Annotated in this window: 19 protein-coding genes; 11 read left to right on the plus strand and 8 right to left on the minus strand. The window is 45.0% G+C overall.

Annotated features, from left to right (window positions below):
• Entirely contained in the window at positions 1-1,014 is a 1,014-nt protein-coding gene (gene metX, locus FQV26_RS03280) for a homoserine O-acetyltransferase MetX (protein ID WP_146555940.1), read from the plus strand.
• Between the two features lie 72 nt (positions 1,015-1,086).
• On the opposite strand, the gene FQV26_RS03285 is transcribed toward metX, so the two are convergent.
• Positions 1,087-1,317 carry a helix-turn-helix domain-containing protein gene (locus FQV26_RS03285; RefSeq protein WP_146555941.1) on the minus strand — a complete coding sequence of 77 codons (231 nt, stop codon included), beginning with the start codon at positions 1,315-1,317 and terminating at the stop codon, positions 1,087-1,089.
• Positions 1,318-1,426: 109 nt separating this feature from the next.
• On the opposite strand from FQV26_RS03285, the gene FQV26_RS03290 reads away from it, so the two are divergent.
• The 6 genes from FQV26_RS03290 (at position 1,427) to mbcS (ending at position 8,211) form a co-directional block, all read left to right on the plus strand.
• Positions 1,427-2,299 (plus strand): DMT family transporter, encoded by an 873-nt coding sequence (locus FQV26_RS03290; protein ID WP_146555942.1) that lies wholly within the window; start codon positions 1,427-1,429, stop codon positions 2,297-2,299.
• A gap of 136 nt (positions 2,300-2,435) precedes the next feature.
• Entirely contained in the window at positions 2,436-3,698 is a 1,263-nt protein-coding gene (locus FQV26_RS03295; RefSeq protein ID WP_146555943.1) for a mechanosensitive ion channel, read from the plus strand.
• A gap of 418 nt (positions 3,699-4,116) precedes the next feature.
• Positions 4,117-4,386 (plus strand): hypothetical protein, encoded by a 270-nt coding sequence (locus tag FQV26_RS03300; protein WP_146555944.1) that lies wholly within the window; start codon positions 4,117-4,119, stop codon positions 4,384-4,386.
• A 3-nt stretch (positions 4,387-4,389) separates the two neighbouring features.
• A complete protein-coding gene (locus FQV26_RS03305) occupies positions 4,390-6,039 on the plus strand; it encodes a solute symporter family protein (protein ID WP_146557753.1) in 1,650 nt (549 codons plus the stop codon).
• A gap of 3 nt (positions 6,040-6,042) precedes the next feature.
• Positions 6,043-6,609 (plus strand): YIP1 family protein, encoded by a 567-nt coding sequence (locus tag FQV26_RS03310; RefSeq protein WP_146555945.1) that lies wholly within the window; start codon positions 6,043-6,045, stop codon positions 6,607-6,609.
• 24 nt (positions 6,610-6,633) lie between these two features.
• The gene (mbcS, locus tag FQV26_RS03315; RefSeq protein WP_146555946.1) at positions 6,634-8,211 is read left to right on the plus strand and encodes an acyl-CoA synthetase MbcS; all 1,578 of its coding nucleotides are present in this window, start codon (positions 6,634-6,636) and stop codon (positions 8,209-8,211) included.
• Between the two features lie 449 nt (positions 8,212-8,660).
• On the opposite strand, the gene FQV26_RS03320 is transcribed toward mbcS, so the two are convergent.
• The 5 genes from FQV26_RS03320 to FQV26_RS03340 form a co-directional block, all read right to left on the minus strand.
• Complete coding sequence (locus tag FQV26_RS03320; RefSeq protein WP_146555947.1) at positions 8,661-9,296, minus strand: response regulator transcription factor; 636 nt, start codon at positions 9,294-9,296, stop codon at positions 8,661-8,663.
• Positions 9,271-10,317, minus strand: a complete 1,047-nt coding sequence (locus tag FQV26_RS03325) for a sensor histidine kinase (protein ID WP_146555948.1) — start codon at positions 10,315-10,317, stop codon at positions 9,271-9,273. Before FQV26_RS03325 ends, FQV26_RS03320 begins: the two co-directional genes overlap by 26 nt.
• Positions 10,314-11,012: a cell wall-active antibiotics response protein LiaF gene (liaF, locus tag FQV26_RS03330; protein WP_146555949.1), complete on the minus strand. Its 699-nt coding sequence runs from the start codon at positions 11,010-11,012 to the stop codon at positions 10,314-10,316. The genes FQV26_RS03325 and liaF overlap by 4 nt, the downstream gene beginning before the upstream one ends.
• Positions 11,013-11,076: 64 nt before the next feature.
• The gene (locus FQV26_RS03335) at positions 11,077-11,715 is read right to left on the minus strand and encodes a PspA/IM30 family protein (protein ID WP_146555950.1); all 639 of its coding nucleotides are present in this window, start codon (positions 11,713-11,715) and stop codon (positions 11,077-11,079) included.
• 13 nt (positions 11,716-11,728) lie between these two features.
• Positions 11,729-12,076, minus strand: coding sequence for a lmo0954 family membrane protein (locus FQV26_RS03340; protein WP_146555951.1), 348 nt, complete (start codon positions 12,074-12,076; stop codon positions 11,729-11,731).
• Positions 12,077-12,321: 245 nt separating this feature from the next.
• Between FQV26_RS03340 and FQV26_RS03345 the strand changes: the two genes are divergently transcribed.
• From FQV26_RS03345 to trhO, 4 genes are all read left to right on the plus strand, one after another.
• Positions 12,322-13,410 carry a metallophosphoesterase gene (locus FQV26_RS03345; RefSeq protein ID WP_146555952.1) on the plus strand — a complete coding sequence of 363 codons (1,089 nt, stop codon included), beginning with the start codon at positions 12,322-12,324 and terminating at the stop codon, positions 13,408-13,410.
• A gap of 13 nt (positions 13,411-13,423) precedes the next feature.
• On the plus strand, positions 13,424-14,035 hold the full coding sequence (locus FQV26_RS03350; RefSeq protein WP_146555953.1) for a DedA family protein: 612 nt from the start codon (positions 13,424-13,426) through the stop codon (positions 14,033-14,035).
• A gap of 204 nt (positions 14,036-14,239) precedes the next feature.
• Positions 14,240-15,190, plus strand: a complete 951-nt coding sequence (locus FQV26_RS03355) for a 2-hydroxyacid dehydrogenase (RefSeq protein WP_146555954.1) — start codon at positions 14,240-14,242, stop codon at positions 15,188-15,190.
• A 242-nt stretch (positions 15,191-15,432) separates the two neighbouring features.
• Positions 15,433-16,395 carry an oxygen-dependent tRNA uridine(34) hydroxylase TrhO gene (gene trhO, locus FQV26_RS03360; RefSeq protein ID WP_146555955.1) on the plus strand — a complete coding sequence of 321 codons (963 nt, stop codon included), beginning with the start codon at positions 15,433-15,435 and terminating at the stop codon, positions 16,393-16,395.
• A 59-nt stretch (positions 16,396-16,454) separates the two neighbouring features.
• Here the strand turns inward: trhO and FQV26_RS03365 are convergent, their stop codons facing one another.
• Positions 16,455-17,981 carry a tripartite tricarboxylate transporter permease gene (locus FQV26_RS03365; protein WP_146555956.1) on the minus strand — a complete coding sequence of 509 codons (1,527 nt, stop codon included), beginning with the start codon at positions 17,979-17,981 and terminating at the stop codon, positions 16,455-16,457.
• Between the two features lie 18 nt (positions 17,982-17,999).
• Entirely contained in the window at positions 18,000-18,449 is a 450-nt protein-coding gene (locus tag FQV26_RS03370) for a tripartite tricarboxylate transporter TctB family protein (protein WP_146555957.1), read from the minus strand.
• Positions 18,450-18,489 lie beyond the last annotated feature (40 nt).

Here is an 18,489-nt window from a genome sequence, read left to right on the forward strand (position 1 = left end):
ATGAAGACAGTATCCATTGGCTCATTAACCCTGGATTCTACTAAAATTATTGACGATGTAGAACTTGCATATGAACGGCATGGGGATGAAAACGCTCCAGCTATCCTGATTTGCCATGCATTAACAGGAGATCAACATGCAGTGGGAACTGAAGAGGATCCAGGATGGTGGGCAGGATTAATTGGGCCGGGTAAGCCGGTGGATACAGCTGTTTTTCAAGTGATCATCTTTAACGTATTGGGAGGGAGCCATGGATCGACCGGTCCCTTATCGATCAATCCGAAAACAAGCTTGCCATACCGCGCGGATTTCCCAACACTGACGATAGGTGATATGGTTCGCGCTGAATACTATGCGTTGAAAAAACTAGGGATTCATCACTTGGCAGGAGTAATAGGCGGTTCACTGGGAGGCATGAAGACATTAGAGTGGGGAAGATCATATCCGGAATTTCTTGATGCGATTTTTCCGTTGGCTGTTACCCCATATTACAGTGATTATGGTCTGGCGTTTAACCATATTGGCATCCAGGCAATCGAAACTGACCGAGATTTCGATAAGGGAAACTATGAATGTTCTGCTTCCCTTAAAGGATTTCAAGTAGCGAGAATGGCTGGTATGGTCACATATCGCAGTGGCAATATGTTCAATCAGCGTTTTGGACGCACCAAAGACGGCGCCGAATTCAATGTGCAATCCTATTTGAATTATCAGGGAAAAAAGTTGGCAGCTCGCTTTGATGCCAATAGCTATGTTTTGCTGCTGAAAGCCATGAACACACATGATATCCAAGATGCCGTTCTGAATGTTCCGGTGTATTCCTTATCCTTTACCCATGATTTGCTTTACCCAATTGAATTGATGATTCCTTGGCTTGAAAAACAAAAAAATGCCACCTGGCAAGTGATCGAAACGGATTTTGGCCATGACGGTTTTCTTGTAGAGTTTGAAAAATGGGGTGGATTTATCGAAGAAAATCTAAAGACCCTGCTAGTGCCTGAACTAACACGTTGATTGAATTCTATCGAAAAAGCATCCGAGCCAGGACTACAGTCCAGGCTCGGATGCTTTTGGTGCTGACCACACTCAGTCTTCATCCTTGATGTCCACATCGTCTGGAATAGGAATGGCACGCCATTCTTCCAATGCTTGTTTAGCCTCTTCCAACTGCTGGAAATGCGTTCCAAATTGAGAGGTGTTGATCATGTATTGTTCCCCATCATGGACTGCGCGAATACGGCCTTCTAATACGTAGCGGTTAACTTGTTCTTCAGGCATGGATAAGAAAGCGGCAGTTTCCTGGACTGTCATATACATAAGATCCCCTCCTCTTTTCTTTTATTATAATAGAAGAAGAACCCTATCTCAAACCATTAGAGCCATGGTATGTTAATAGCGGAAACATAGAAAATCAGAGGTGTTGAATTTGACTTACATAGCTTATTTGTGGGTGCTGTTGGCAGCCGTTTTATGGGGGACAACAGGAACCGCCCAATCCTTTTTTGAGGGAACAGCACATCCGCTGTCGATCGGTGCGTTCCGGTTGGCAATAGGCGGTTTTTCACTGCTGTTTTTTGTTCTTGCTGCCAGAAAATTGTCTGTCCGGTCAATTCCATGGCCCGCTGCCATTCTTTCCGCCATCAGCATGGCGTTGTTTCAACCCTTATTCTTTTCAGCTGTTCAACTGACTGGAATTGCCATCGGCACTGTCGTCGCAATCGGCAGTGCACCCGTATTAACGGGAATGATCGAATGGGTGGCGTTGAAGAAAAAGCCGGACCGGGTGTGGGGGATTGCCACCTTATTGGCATTAGGCGGCTGCGTGCTGCTGTTTGCCAATAAGGGTCAGCAGTTGGTGGATCCTGCGGGGATTGCTATGGCATTGGGTGCCGGTTTTTCTTTTGCCGTTTATGCACTCGTCAGTAAGAATGTCCTCAAAACTATGGAAACCGTTTCTGCTGTAGCCGTAATCTTTTCACTGAGCGCCTGCTGCCTGTTGCCGTTTTTATTGTTTTTTGACTTGTCTTATGCGATAGTTCCGGTAAATTCGGCTTTGCTCGTATATTTAGGTATCGGTGCGACGAGTCTGTCATATGTATTATTTTCTTATGGCTTAAAAAAAATTCCGTCATCTTCTGCGGTCACCTTATCGTTAGCGGAACCGTTGACAGCTGCAGTACTTGGGGTGCTGGTTGTGGGGGAAGCATTAAGTGGACTTTCCTGGATAGGGGTTATGCTGCTCCTATGCGGCATTATTGTTCTGACTATCGGCAGGAGAAAGAAGCTTTCCCCTGCTTAACGAGTTCTTATTGTCCATACAGCAAGCCATCCGGCAAATGGATGGCTTTGCTTTTTTGTTTGGTTTTAAGCGTTTAGTTAATGTGAAGCGAGGGGATAATAGACAGGACACAAAAAAACAAAGAGGAGTTGAGTGTATGAACGAAGTTGGCAATTCTTTTAGAGGAGTCGGAAACACAATTATCGACTACATTCCAAACGTTTTAGGAGCATTATTATTATTATTGATTGCTTGGATTGTAGCGACGATTGTACGGGCGATTTTTACTAAAGGTTTGAAAAAAGCTGGGGCAGACAGAGCCATGGTCAAAGGCCATATGGCAAAAACAAAAGAAGATGCGGATAGAAAGCTGGATTCCATAGGGAAAATTCTTTATTACCTAATTTTTATTCTGTTTATTCCGAGCGTATTGCAGACTCTGAATATGAACAACGTAGCACAACCGATTTCCAACATGATGGACAAGCTTTTGGCGTTCTTGCCGAATCTATTCATGGCTATCATCATTTTAGTAATTGGCTATTTTGTAGCGAAATTCGTAAAAAATCTTGTCTTCAGTCTTTTGACTGCTGTGAATATTGATAAATGGTTCAATAAATTCACCAGCAAAACAGGCAACACTTCGACCGGAACGACAAGAATGGATGCTGGTGACAAGTCGACTTTGGCTAATGTCTTAGCTAATGTAGTTTTTGTCATCGTCTTGATTCCAATTTTGACGATTGCATTGGAGACCTTAAACATTCAATCTATCTCTGAACCGATTGTCAATATGCTCAATCAGGTCCTAAACATGATTCCAAACATTTTTGTAGCTATCATTTTGATTCTGGTAGGGGTCTTGATTGCTAAGTTCATAGGAGACTTGTTGATCAGCCTATTAAACGGCACAGGCATCAACCGGTTCTCATCATACTTGAATCCGGACAAAACCAAATCGCCAAGTTTTGATATAGCAAATATTATTGGCAAATTAGTACAGGCGATCATCATTATCTTCTTTACCGTGGAAGCGATGAACGTTCTGCAGCTTGATGTGTTAAATGGGATCGGTGATGCAATCATCGGGTACTTGCCGCTGCTTATCAGTTCACTGATTATCCTAGGTCTTGGATTAATTGGAGGCAGTCTTCTTGGCAATTACATCAAACAGGCTTCCGGAAACCGTTTCCTTGGAGCTATCGTAAAATACGCCATTATTATCATTGCCGTATTTATGACGCTTGATCAGTTGAACTTTGCAACAAGTATTGTCAACTTGGCATTCTTGTTCATTATTGCCGGACTGGCAGTTGCTTTCGCCATTGCCTTTGGTATAGGTGGACGTGAATTCGCTAAACGCCAGCTTGAAAAGCTTGAAGCGAAAATGGACAAAGAAAACGATAAACCGAATCTGTAAAATCATTCATGAATCCCTTTAAGCGGCTATATGCTTAAAGGGTTTTGTATTGGAAAAAAATGCATAACTATACATTTGAATAGAAAAAGAAAATTAACAATATTGAATCCAAGTTGATAAAATTATTTTGAAATAGAAAGAAATGAAATGTTGATTTGAAGAAATACATATTTTATGCGTTTTTATTAATCCTTTTTATTTATTTGTAAATAAAAAGAAGATTATACCAACGATAAGGAATGGTATCACAGTAGTTTAAATAGTTAAAAAATTCAGTTGACTTGATTTTATGCAAGCGGTTACAATCAAGAGAGTTATTTATTACATAATATTAGAAGGGGGTAATTTTATACAAAACTGAGCGGACGCTCAGTAAGGGGATGGGGACAATAAAAAAATCTTTGAAATGGGGGATACGATGAAAGCGTACAAAAAAGAAGTTCAATTTACAATTTGGATGACAGTCGCCTTTATTTTAGTAGGGAACGTGGGACTGATTTTTTCTATCTTTCCGGTAGATGCCATGTTATTCGGATTTCCGGTTATGTACATTGTGCCGATTCTTATGGGTTGGTTCGGGGTATTCTTTCTAACGATTGTAGCCGGCAAAATCGGCAATCGCATTGATGATGAAATTGATAGCGAAAACAGTGCGCTCGGAGTTTCCGACGAAGTAAAGGATGTGTAGATGATGGAAGCACAAAACTGGCAATTATCCAATCCAATTCTTGGTTTAGCAGTTGTAGGAGCGACTTTTTTATTGTTTTATATCGTTGGGTACATATCGAATCGGAAAAGTGCATCAGCTAAGGAACTTTACATAGGCGGAGGAAATGTTGGGGCTTTCACCAATGGTCTCGCGATGGCGGCAACTTATATGAGTTTGGCGACATTCCTTGGCATCACAGCGCTGATTCTTCAACTGCAAGTACCTTTCATCATGCTGTGGATTCAGCTGATTCTGGCAATTCCATTGATTACCATCATTTACGGAACAAGCCTTCGCAGAATGGGTGCTTTTTCTCCGACTCACTTTATTCGCGACAGGTATGGGGTGACGGCTTCCATCATTGCGGCTCTTTTCATGATTTTGGTTTCTATCATGTATGCATTGGGACAGATGATTGGAATCGCTATTACGTTTGAAACCTTATTGGGTATTCCTTATTTAACCGGACTTTTTGTATTCGGAATCCTTATTGTTGGATATATCACCATCGGTGGCATGGCGGGAGCGACGAACAATGCCGCGATTCAAATGGTCATTATCGCTTTGATGTTCATCATTCCGCTTGGCGCAATTATGAAAGCGGTTGGAGCGGAAGGCTGGTATTTCCCGCCTTTGTTCTATTCGGATATGGTTCCGGCGATGCTGGAGTCTTTGCCGACATTCTTTGATTACCAATTCTCGCCAAAATGGTATTTCTCCATTATTCCAGCTTTGACTATAGGCGCTTTGGGCCTTCCGCACTTAGCAATGCGCGTCTATACGGCTTCCAATTTGAAAAGTGCGCGTTCAGCAATGGTCTGGTTCGCCTTTATACTGGGATTGGTGTTTTCAGCGACCTATGCAATGGGCTTTGTCGGGGTCTATGCGACAGCTACGCAAGGGCTGACAATTTCAGAGGGCGATGCTGATAAATTAACTATTATCCTCAATCTAGTTTATAACCCTGAATGGGTGACGGCACTTGTTATCGCTGGAGCAATCTCAGCGGGACTTTCAACTTTAAGCGGAAATTTACTGGCGATCGGTGCATTGATTTCACAAGACATCATCGCTACCTTGAAGCCAAATATCCCTCAGCGCTTAAGCCTTCGTATCGGCTTTGTCGCTATCTTTGCAGGTGGACTGATCAGTATCCTTCTGGCCATTGAACCACCGGCATTCCTGGTTGTCAGTATTTTATGGGCATTCGGTTTAGCGGGAGTTACGAATGCACCGTTGATCATTGTCGGTGTCTGGTGGAAAGAAGCCAATAAATTTGGAGCCATCGCGGCTTCAGTCGTCGGTGGGGCGATCTACATCATCGTGTCGCCATTCGTGTTCCCAAGTATTGTCTTGACCGGCCATGGAGTTACTGATGGAATGGGCCTATCCGGTGCAATGCTCGCTGTACCGATCAGTTTTATTCTGCTGATTGTTGTTTCTTATATTACAAACCGTATGCCGGGCCTTGAGAAAAAATTGACTAAGCAATCGGATATAGAGTTAATTGAACGCATCCATGGATGGAAAGACATTAAATCATATCGCTATAACAGTACAGTAGGTGCCGGAGTTACGGTAATCGTTTCTGCTGCTATTGCCGTATGGGCTCTAATGCCTTGGGGGATGTAGGAAATGAAAGAAAGGGTGAGTAAAATGGTCGGAAAAATGGTTGCTTTGAATGATTCATCTTTTCGGTCATTTTTAGAGTTGCCGAAAACCCAATTGATGAGCAATCTAGTATTGCTCATCGTTGGTTTGGGCTATGGCGCGATTTCAATCGCGTCAAATGCCTCATACATAGCGAGTTTTGATTCGGCTTTGCTGCAGAACTTCATTGTTCCGGCAATCTTCATCCTATTTGGGCTGTTAATGGCTTTTATTACAAAAATCGGTTTGGCTTTACTGCTTTGGGCAGGTTCGAAGGGACTTGGTGGAAAAGGCCTGCTCAGGGACATCAATAGAGCAGCACCGGTTGCTTTATTGCCAGGTCTTCTGGGTGCGCCGTACCTGGCAGGTGCAGGAAATGGTCACCCGATGATTTATTTGTTGTTGGCAGCCGGGATTGTATGGATGTATCTGGTTTGCGTCAAAATCATTAAAACAACTCAAAACTTCACAGCTAAAAAAGCTTATTTGGCGGCGTTAATAGCATTCGTTTTCTTAGCGAGCGTTTATTACCTGATGACACCGCCAGCGTGAAGAAACTAGATTGGAGGCTATGTCATGGAATTTAAAGATTTAATTGCACCCGAACAGTACAATATCACTTCGGAGCTGGAAAAATATAAAGAAGAAAGCGACCGACTGGCGATTCGCTGGCTGGACAGCGAAGGCAACCGGGAAGATATGTCGTATAAAGAGCTGGTAGGAAAAATGAATCAGTACGCTCAAGCCTTGCTGAAATTAGGGATTGAAAAAGGTGATCGGATGCTGATCATTCTTCCTCGGATTCCGGAAGCTTATATTACTTACTTGGCTTGTCTGCGTGCAGGAATCGTCGCCATTCCATGTTCCGAGATGCTACGGAAAAAGGATTTGGTTTACCGGATGCATCATTCAGGCGCTAAAGGAATTGTAGCCCATTACAAAACCACAGCAGAAACCAATTCCATCGATGAAGACTTGGATGCATTGAAAAATAAGTTGATCATTGGTGGAACAGAAGAAGGCTGGCAGTCTTTCGAAGAGCTGGCAGAAAAAGAGGCGCCAGAATTTGAAGCGGTGCCGACCCATCGTGAAGATATGGCTTTTCTTTCCTATACATCGGGGACTACCGGCAATCCAAAAGGAGTAGTGCATGTCCATGGGTGGGGCTATGCGCACGTTCGGACAGCAGCGACGAAATGGCTGGGTGTCCAAAGCGGCGATATGGTGTGGGCAACCGCGGCTCCCGGCTGGCAAAAATGGATCTGGAGCCCGTTTCTCTCGACAATTACGCTTGGAGCGACAGCCTTTGTTTACAATGGGCCGTTTGACGCTTTGAAATATTTAGACTTATTGAAGGATGAAAATATCAGTGTCCTCTGCTGTACGCCGACTGAATACCGGATCATGGCGAAAGTGGAAAATCTGGCTTCCTATAAACTGCCGTCTTTAAGATCCGCAGTCTCTGCAGGAGAACCCTTAAATCGGCAGGTAATTGAAGCATTCCAGCAGGCATTTAACATCAATGTCCGGGATGGCTATGGTCAAACTGAAAATACCTTGCTCGTTGGGATTCTTCAAGACATGGAAGTGAAAGCTGGCTCGATGGGCAAACCGACGCCAGGCAACCCGGTTGATATTATCAACGATGAAGGAAAACCGGCAGCTGTCGGGGAAGTGGGGGATATTGCTGTACACCGCGAGTGTCCGGCATTGTTCAGGGAATATTACCGAGACCCAGAACGGACGAAAGCGGCGTTTCGGGGTGATTGGTATCTGACAGGCGACCAGGCAACGCGTGATGAAGAAGGTTATTTCTGGTTTGAAGGACGAAGTGATGACATCATCATCAGTTCAGGCTATACGATAGGGCCGTTCGAAGTCGAGGATGCACTGATGAAGCACGAAGCGATACAGGAATGTGCTGTCGTAGCCGCTCCGGATGAAATTCGCGGCAATATTGTTAAAGCCTATGTCGTGCTCCGCAATCCAGATGGGTTTGCTGACAAAGAATCTTTGGTGAAGCAGCTGCAGGATCATGTTAAAGGAATTACTGCTCCATACAAGTATCCACGCGTCATCGAGTTCTTGGACGAATTGCCAAAGACTGCGTCAGGCAAAATTCGCCGCGTAGAACTGCGGAAACTAAATGCGTAACAAGAAAAGCGGAAGCGCCCGGGTAGCTCTGCCGGGCATAAGACAGACCAGCGAAGCGGCGCTCTTTGCCGCATAGTTGGGTTGGCTTATGACCCAAAGAGCTGGGCGCTGGAGTCTGGACAACAAGAAAAGCGGAAGCGCCCGGGTAGCTCTGCCGGGCATAAGACAGACCAGCGAAGCGGCGCTCTTTGCCGCATAGCGCGAAAAGTGGAAGGGCCTGTCCAGCTCTGACAGGTGTAAGACGATCTGGCGAAGTGGCATGTTCTCAGCCACACAGTCAGAGTGGCTTACATCCCGAAGAGCTAGGCACTGCAACTGAACAGGGGTTGGCTTATGACCCAAAGAGCTGGGCGCTGGAGTCTGGACACTAAATGAAGAGCTGAAAAATTAATGCTTTCTTAAGTAAAAATGCTGGGCAGCATAAGAGCTGTCCAGCATTTTTTGTGCGTTCATTTAGGTGGGGAGATCAGTTTATGTTGAAATGCATAGATGACCGCCTGTGTCCGGTCATGGACTTCCAGCTTCGCCAGAATATTGCTGACATGCGTCTTGACTGTCTTCAAAGCGATGAACAACCGGTCGGCGATTTCCTGATTGGTCAAACCGCAGGCCAGCAGCAGCAGGATTTCCATTTCACGTTCGGTCAAATCGTCATGAAGAACTCGCTCGTGGCGCATCTGTTTCATCATTTTGCTCATTACTTCAGGTTCAAGAACGGGCGTGCCATTCATGGTTTCACGAATGGAGTCGGCAATCCGTGAAGCTTTCGAAGTCTTCAATATGTAACTGACAGCTCCCGCCTGAAGAGCGGGATAAACTTTGTCATCATCGAGAAAGCTGGTGACAATCATAATTTTGGCTTCCGGCCATTGGTCAATGATAGCTTTTGTCGCTTCTGCCCCATTCATGACAGGCATCACCATATCCATTAAGATCAAATCTGGACGAAGTTCCAAAGCCATTTGGACGGCCTCCTGACCATTTGCGGCTTCACCGGCAACCTCCATATCTTTTTGGGATTGAAGATAGGCTGAGACGCCAATGCGCACCATTTCATGGTCATCCACTAATAAGATTCGAATCATGGGTTATCTTCCTTTCGATCGGAACTTTTACTTCCACAATGGTGCCTTCTGAAGGCACGGAAACGATTTTGCTGGTTGCGCCAATTTCAATGGCGCGTTCTTCAATATGTTTTAAACCGTAGGAAGTCGATTTGGATTGCTCACTTTCAAAACCGACGCCGTTATCTTGAATGCGCAAAATTGCAAAATTGTCACGCTCAATAAACAGGATATGAACCTCGGTCGCTTTTGAGTGGCGCAGCGTATTCGATAAAGTTTCCTGGGCGATGCGGAACAAATGGTCTTCTGCTCCTTTTTGCAAAGGCACTTCCTCCAACTTATGTTCGATTGTAAAATAAACTTTTTCTTTCAACTCGCTGACCAATTCAAACAGACCTTGGCGCAAGCTCTTGTCATGCAAGGCAGCAGGGCGCAAATGCAGCAGCAATGCCCGCATTTCCAGTTGTGCCTGCTGCACCATCTTTTCAGTCTGCAGCAGTCCTGGCTGCACATTTCCATTTTCAGTCATGGAAGATAGCAGCATTGAAGCGGCGAATAATTGCTGAGACACGGAATCATGCAATTCCCGGGCCAGCCGCTGGCGTTCCATGATCAGGCGTTCCTGGATGATCTGATCCTGTGTTTCTGCCCGTTCGTTGGAAATGCGGGTTAAGCTTTTTCGCTGTGATTCCAAAAGTTTCTGCAATTTTAAAATGGAGCTGGATAAATTACGAGGCAGGGTCTTCATTTGAGCAGCCTGAACGACTGTATTGTCTTCATTTCGCAGAAGCGCCTGGAAAATCTCTTCGATTTCCTGTACTTTTGAACGTGACAAGGATTCGGTCCACCATGAAATGCCGACGGACAAAGTGAGCATTAGGACAACGAGCCATATGCCCAAAGGCAGGCCGGCGATAAAATCTTCCCACAGGACGGACCAGCTGTTGACTGTCGGCAAGCCGAGCAGCGCAAAAAGAATACTGAACACGATCAAGGCGAAAAGCAGAATGAAAAACAGGCTGCGCGGCAGAATTTGTCTCATCTGCGGATCACCTCGACATCTCCCATCCAGGTGGTAATGGACACAATCAATTCGGCTTTATTGCCTTCGTCCGAAGGATAACCGTCTTCAGCGTGAATAGTGCCATTAAGAATGCGTTGGCTGTCCCCATTGAAAAAACGGGCTTCTCCTAAAAGCGTCGAATAGAAGACGCGTACGGGAACTTCGTATGGCACCACAACCTGAACTTTGCCAAAGCCCTGCCGAATGGAAATCAGTGAAGTTTTTTTCGGTAAAACAGTGTGGGTGGTATCTATCAGGAGGTCGCCGATAAACCCTTGCACGTGAACGTCCTTCCATTCATAGGATTCGATTGGTGTACTTTGTGCGGCCATCACTTTGTTCTGGATCAGTCCTTTATCTACAGGAGCGTATAAAGGAGCAGTCTGCACCCATTCTGCCCCTTTCCATAAACGCAGCAGGAGGTAGAGGGCAAGGCCGAAAACCATCAGCCTCAGACTCCACATAGACAGAATGGAGACACCGATCAAAAAGACGCCAGTCCAGAAATAAGATCTCCGGTATTTGCTTTTATTTTTAAATGCATAGTAAATCGTTCCGATACCAAGAAGGATCAAAAACACACTGCCGTTTCCGAAAAAGGCAGCTTCCACAAATATCAATAATAAAGCGCTCAGCAGAAAAAATGCTTGTCTGTTGGTTGTAAAGTGCTGCATGGTTTTTGCCTCCTTCTTTGTATCGGAAAAAAATGAGAAGAAGAAAACTTCTTCTCATTCCAGTTTAAACAATTTCTTTTTGATTTGCGTTATTTTTTTCTAAAGATTCCAGCCGGCGTTCCATTGCCGACCGCTCATGCCGCTCTTCAACTTTAGCACCCAATGTTGTGATATAGGAAGCCATATCGTCAAATGAACCGATCCGTTCAGCGACGAGTTCAGGGCTCAGCACCTTGTCCATCTGGTGATGTGCGCGAGTCGCGTTTTCTTTGCCCATCAATTGCAGCTGCTTTACTTTCATATCTTTTACTTTATGCTTCATTTCTTCGTAGCGATGTTCCAGACCCGTGAGTTCAGCAATGTTTTCATCCAGGTTACTCTGCAGCGTTTTGACGCGGTCACTATAAGCCTGCACTTCCATTGCGGCAAAGTCCGCAAGATCGGCTTCGCCTGAAGTCTCTGCCAATTCCAATTGGTTTTGGCGTTTGTCGAGCATAGCGGAAGCCTCAGCCAATTCTTTCTCCAGTTTACCATTCAGTTGAGACTGGCGCTCAACCCATTTTCCTGTAGCGGTTGTTTGGTTTTCTGCTTCTGTGATGTAGCGGTTCAATAATGCGAGTGGATTTTTTTCCTCTTTTTTTGCAACGACGGCATCCAAATCGGTTGCGACGGCAAATTTGAAACGGTCCCATAAAGTTGTCATAGTCATTTCCTCCTTATTTGTTTAATTTGTTCCATTGCTGTTCAAAGTTCGTAAATGGATCGCTTTCTTTTACAGCTGCTACAGAAACGCTTTGGCCATTCCATTGGCGATAGATCATCCACAAAGCAGCAAGAGCGGCAACGCCGATCAAAGCCGGCACATTCGAGATGGCTGCGAGTCCCCCAAGGACTCCGACAAATGCCCACCAAACTTTTGCCAATGTCGAGATGCTTCTTAAGTAGTAATGCACCCCTGCGTATACGACTAGCAGGGATACTGCCAATCCAATGATGGGTCCCAGATTGGAAAGGGCGACGATTCCGGCAATGATGCCGAGGGTGATTAACCAAAATTTGTTCATCTTTTTTCCTCCTCTCAATTTCTAACCTAATCATACTAAGCCGGCACATTTTTCAATACGGTCTCTGACTGCATCTTTTACTAGGTCCTGAGGCGTAGAAACATCTAAACTTTTGGAGATGGGTTAGTTCAGGAGTTCTTCTGCGAAATAGTGACAGCTAAAATGCTATAATGTTTTTTGCCACATTGAAAATAATGAACTTATTACATACGGTCCATCTTATAAAGAAGAAAGAGGCGTTTTTTATGAAAATACTGACTGGCATCGGTGGTGCTTTATTTATATATACAGGGATTATCGGGTATCTTGGCTGGGCTGTCTATACTTGGCTAGATAGTTTCACAGATGGAATGAATCCTTGGATTTTCGCGATTTTTTGGGTGATTTTTGCTTATAGCTATATCATTGGGAGGCTCGGCCATAAATGGCTTGGCTTTACGATTCTCGGTTCTTATTGGTTTGCTTTTCTGCAGTATGCAATTCTTCTGATTCCTGCCGCAAATGTGATTGTGCTATTGGTGAACTTCACCAATGATGTGTTTATAATCGGTTCAGTAACAGCGGTTATTTTACTGCTGATCTTCATTGCTGGCACTTATTTAGCCTACAGTCCGGTCGTCCGAACTTTAGAGATTACGGTGGATGGAGAAGAGAAAGAGCCTCTTCATATGGTGGTCGGTTCTGATTTTCATTTAGGTGTTTTATCGGGGAAAAGACATTTGAAACGTTTTGTTGAAAAGGCCAATTCGCTCAATCCAGATGTCGTATTTTTAGCAGGAGACCTGGTGGATGATGATCCAATCTGGTATGCGCGATATGGCATGTCAGAGGTGATGGAACAATTGAATCCTTCCCTTGGGGTTTACGGCGTGTTAGGGAATCATGAGTATTATGGCAAGAAAATTCCGTTATTGGTTCGGATCATGGAAAAATCGGGAGTGAATATCCTGAGAGATGAAACTATTCTGGTGGCAAATCGTTTTTATTTGACGGGGCGTGAAGACCGGACAAACGGCAAACGGCATCCATTGTCTCAGCTCAAGCCAGATAAAGGAAGCCTGCCCTGGATTGTTATGGACCATACGCCGTCCGACTTGAAAGCACCGTCTCAATTAGGGGCAGATTTTCATATGTCAGGACACACCCATAAAGGCCAGATGTGGCCCAATCATTTATTAACGAAGAGGATTTTTGAACTGGATTACGGATACCGGTTAATAGAGAAGACACATTTTTTGGTATCTTCAGGATTCGGATTCTGGGGACCTCCTTTGCGTATCGGAAGCCGCTCAGAATTATGGTCGGTAACGATGAATTTCCGCCCAACTTCTTAAGAGGAGTGTTTAAATGGAAGAATGGATTACGTCGGTCATGTCGGATTACGGTTATTTCGGTATCTTTTTGCTTATTATGTTAGAGAATATTTTCCCTCCCATTCCATCTGAAGTAATTTTGACGGTCGGCGGCTTTATGACAACGACTACTGCAATGACTATACCAGGCGTGATTTTGGCATCGACTGCCGGTTCGGTTATTGGGGCGGTCTTGTTATATGGTGTCGGGTTGCTGCTGGATGTGGAGCGGCTGGAAAAAATAGTAGACAAGTACGGCAATTGGCTGCGTGTGAAAAGGGAAGATATACATAAAGCAGATGCCTGGTTCGATCGTTTCGGAATCTGGACGGTGTTTTTTGGCCGGCTGATTCCGGTGGTTCGCAGCTTGATCTCTATTCCGGCTGGCATGTCGAATATGAGGTTCTGGCTGTTCATTACTTTCACCACCATTGGCACACTTCTTTGGAATACGGTGTTGGTATTTGTAGGTGAAGCGGTGGGCGATAACCGAGAACAGATCATGCGCCAATTGGAGCTGTATTCCAATGTGGTTTATGCTTTAATCGGGATTGCGGTCATTGCCGCTGTCTGGTATTACATCAAAAAAATCCGAGCACGGAACTAACAGGAAACTGCTGGCAATTGCCCGCAGTTTTTTTAATTGTTATAATTATGGAATAATAAAGGAGAGCTTCAATTAGCGAAGAGTCTGTAGTCCTTCGCTAATTGAAAGTCGATCTAATCGGACTTTTGTGGTCAGTGGATTTTCCGTTTTCTAATAGCGGGGTCATACTGTTCATTAAAGCAAGATAAAGGATGGAGGATTCTAATGAAGCCAATCGTATTTATCACGCAAAAGTTACCGGATCAAGCAGTAGCCGGATTGGTAGAACAGTATGAAGTCCGGATGTGGCCGGAAGAAGAGACCCATGCACCGCGCGAGAAATTACTCGAAGAAGCGAAAGAGGCACACGCCCTTTGGACGATGTTGTCTGATCAGGTGGACAGTGAAGTGTTCGAAACGGCACCTAACCTGAAGATTGTCAGCAATCTGGCAGTCGGCTATAACAACATCGACTTGGAGGCAGCGAGGAAGCATGGAGTGACGATTACCAATACACCAGACGTTTTGACTGAATCCACTGCTGATCTGACATTTGCTTTATTGCTGGCAACAGCCCGCCGAATCATTGAAGCGGAAAAAACAGTACGCTCCGGCGAATGGAAATCATGGACGCCGATGGGAATGACTGGACAGAACGTAGGGGGCGCTATGCTTGGAATTATCGGGATGGGCCGAATCGGTGAAGCGGTGGCTCAGCGTGCCAAGGGCTTTGGTATGGATATCTTATACCACAACCGGACACGCAGAAGCCTGGAGGATGTTCGCTATGCCGAGTTTGAGGAATTATTGAAGGTCTCGGATTATGTAGTGATCATGACACCGCTGACTCCGGAAACCAAAGGGATGATTGGTGCAGATGAATTGGCATTGATGAAAGAGACGGCCTGTCTGATTAATGTAGCCAGAGGCGGAATCGTCGATGAGATGGCTTTATACGAAGCGCTGAAGGCGAAAAAAATCTGGGGAGCAGGCCTTGATGTATTCGAGCAGGAACCGGTGCCGTTGGACCATCCGTTGCTGACGCTGCCGAATGTGACAGTATTGCCGCATATTGGCAGTGCAACGGTTCAGACCCGGTTGGAAATGATGGCATTAAATGCCGAAGCGATTCAGGCCTGCCTGGAAAATCGATCAGTGAAAAATAGGGTCTGCTGATCAAAAGTATTAAGAAAGGCAGCTGCCATGCAGCTGTCTTTTTTTGAAACTCAGAAACGGATAGATGCAATACATAAGATGGGCTTGCAGAAAAATTCAATATTTGCAAAAGGCTGCTCGCAGCGGTCCTGCTTTTCTGATTCGGCAAAAGTTGAAGTTTGCCGTTATTTATTGTAAAATGATTGAGGTTTTTACTGCCTTTTTGGTACGAGAACAAATTGAAGAAATAGGAGGTATGATTCATGCAAAATCATACACACAACGTTCTGCTTTACTACTTATATACACCAATTGAAAATCCTGAGGCGTTTGCGGCTGAACATTTGGCAGCATGCAAAGAGCTTGAGTTGAAAGGCCGTATTCTCGTTTCTGAAGAAGGCATCAATGGCACATGTTCAGGAACAATTGAACAGACGGAAGCTTATATGGAACTGTTAAAAAACGACACGCGCTTCTCAGATATCGTTTTTAAAATCGATGCTGCTGAAGGACATGCGTTTAAAAAAATGCACGTCCGAGCGAAAAAAGAAATCGTTCATCTTGGACTGGAAGAAGACATCAACCCGAACGAACTGACGGGTACTTATTTGGAGCCAGTTGAATTCTATAAGCAAATGCAAGAACAGGATACCATCGTTTTGGATGCCCGCAATGATTACGAATACGATCTTGGCCATTTCCGCAACTCGGTCCGTCCGGATATCGAAAACTTCCGGGATCTGCCGGAATGGATCCGTGACAATAAAGAACAATTTGAAGGCAAGAAAATTTTGACGTATTGCACAGGCGGCATTCGCTGCGAAAAATTCTCGGGCTGGCTGAAAAAAGAAGGCTTCGAGGACGTTGCCCAGTTACACGGCGGCATCGTTACGTACGGCAAAGACCCTGAAGTAAAAGGGGATCTTTGGGACGGACAATTATACGTGTTTGATGAGCGTATCGCTGTGCCGGTAAACCAACTGGAACACACGATTGTTGGAAAAGATCATTTTACAGGCGAGCCTTGCGAACGCTACGTAAACTGCGCAAACCCGGATTGCAATGCGAAGATTTTGGCTTCTGAGGAAAATGAACATAAATACATGCGTTCATGTTCAGATGAATGCCGAGAGCATCCGCGCAACCGCTATGCTTTTGAACACGGCTTGACCGGGGAACAGGTACAGGCGCGTTTGGATGCATTGAAGGAAACCACAACCAGCTAATGCAAAAACGCCTCCATTTTCTAGGAGGCGTTTTTATATTGGCTAAAAGCTACTAACTATTAATCTTCTTCATTCAACACAATCGTGCGGCCTTTCAATTTAAGCATCAATGGAATCAGCAGCCAAGCGGCAGCCACAATAAGCAGAATTAAAGACAAGGGCTTAGTGAAGAAAATCATAAACTCGCCATTTGAAATAGTCAAAGCTCTGCGAAGATTATTTTCAATCATTGGTCCCAGCACTAGAGCCAAAACGAGAGGCGCCACAGGAAAATCATTCTTAACCAGCAAGTAGCCTAAAATTCCGCAAGCAAGCAAAAGTAAAAGATCGAATGTGGTGTATTGGACCGCATATACGCCAAAGAAAGAAATCGCGATAATGATCGGCAGTAAATATTTTTTGGGTGTTTCAATAATTTTGGCGAATACTTTGACAAGCGGCATGTTCAAGATCAACAGCATCAAGTTCCCGACAAACATACTGGCGATAAGGCCCCATGCCACTTCTGGGTGATCATCAAACAATAATGGGCCAGGTTGAATATTGTACATAATAAGTGCGCCCATTAAGATTGCAGTAGTCCCAGAACCAGGAATTCCCAATGTCAGAAGGGGAATCATAGCGCCGCCTGATGCAGCATTATTGGCTGATTCTGGACCTGCAACCCCGGCAATTGCGCCTGTTCCGAATTTTTCAGGTGTTTTGCTGAATTTTTTTTCAGCAATATACGAGAAGAAAGAGGCAAGAGTAGCGCCAGCGCCTGGAAGTACGCCAATAAAAAATCCAAGAAGAGAACCCCGCATGATCGGTTTAGCACTTTCTTTCAAGTCTTGTCTGGTAGGGAGGATCCGGCCGATCTTGGCAATAGTCCCATCTTCGTGTTCACGTTCTAAAATGGTTTTGAAAACCTCCCCCAATGCAAACAGTCCGACTGCGATTGTCAAAAATTCAAGACCGGAATACAGAATTGGCAGGTCGTAAGTAAATCGCGCAATTCCGGAAACAGCATCAATGCCGATTGTTCCAAGCATCAACCCGAACACGGTCATCATCAATGCCTTAGTCATGGACTTCCCGGCTAATCCGCTTACGGCAGCAAGACCGAGCAGCATAAGCGAGAAGTATTCGGCTGGACCGAACTGAAGTGCCACATTGGACAGCGGTTCTGCCAATAATACGAGACCGATCAAAGATACGATCCCCGCGGCAAATGAACCGATTGCGGCAATCGATAAAGCCGCTCCGGCTCGTCCCTGACGCGCCATCTGGTAGCCATCAAGGGTTGTCACAACGGAAGACGATTCTCCGGGTGTGTTCAACAGGATAGAGGTAGTTGAGCCGCCATACATAGCGCCATAGTAGACGCCAGCCAACAAGATGATGGAACTTGCAGCTGCAGCTTCTGTCGGCATGCCTGAAGTGATGGTTGCTGTTACGGGAATAAGGAGAGCAACACCGCTCATCGGCCCGATGCCCGGCAATACGCCGACCGCCGTTCCAATAAGCACGCCTACGAAGGCAAAAAGAATGTTTTGCCACTGGAATGCGATGCTGAACCCATCCATTAAAAATTGTAATGTACTCATGGCCATCCGCCTTTCGTTTTAAAATTCTGGGAATCCCGGGAGTGAACCGCCGAGAAACTCGGCAAAAAGATAATAGACACCGAATGAAAATGCAGTGGCAATGACCAATGTTTGAAGCCATTTTCCGCTTTCCATCGTTTGAAATGCGATGACCAAAAACAAGAATGTAGTAATAACATAGCCAAGCGGCTCTAAGAGGGCTGCATACAAAACAGCGCTAGAGAAAATGATGAAGAACTTTTTGTATTTAACCGGACCTTCATTTTTTGTACCGGCTTCATAACGAAAAGTTTCGTATAAGAGTCGAGCGCTTAAGAGAATCAATATAGAGCCTAACCCAATCGGAAAAATGTCCGGACCAACTTCTGAACCATAAGAACTTTCGGATATTCGCTGGCTCTCTATGACAAATAAAAGGCCAATCAGTAAAAAAATAATGCCGGCTGATCGATCAAAGGTTTTACTCATAGTCTTTCACTCCTTTTAAATTAGAAAACGGCCGAAGCCG

The sequence above is a fragment of the Planococcus sp. CPCC 101016 genome (assembly GCF_007859295.1).
Taxonomy (GTDB): domain Bacteria; phylum Bacillota; class Bacilli; order Bacillales_A; family Planococcaceae; genus Planococcus.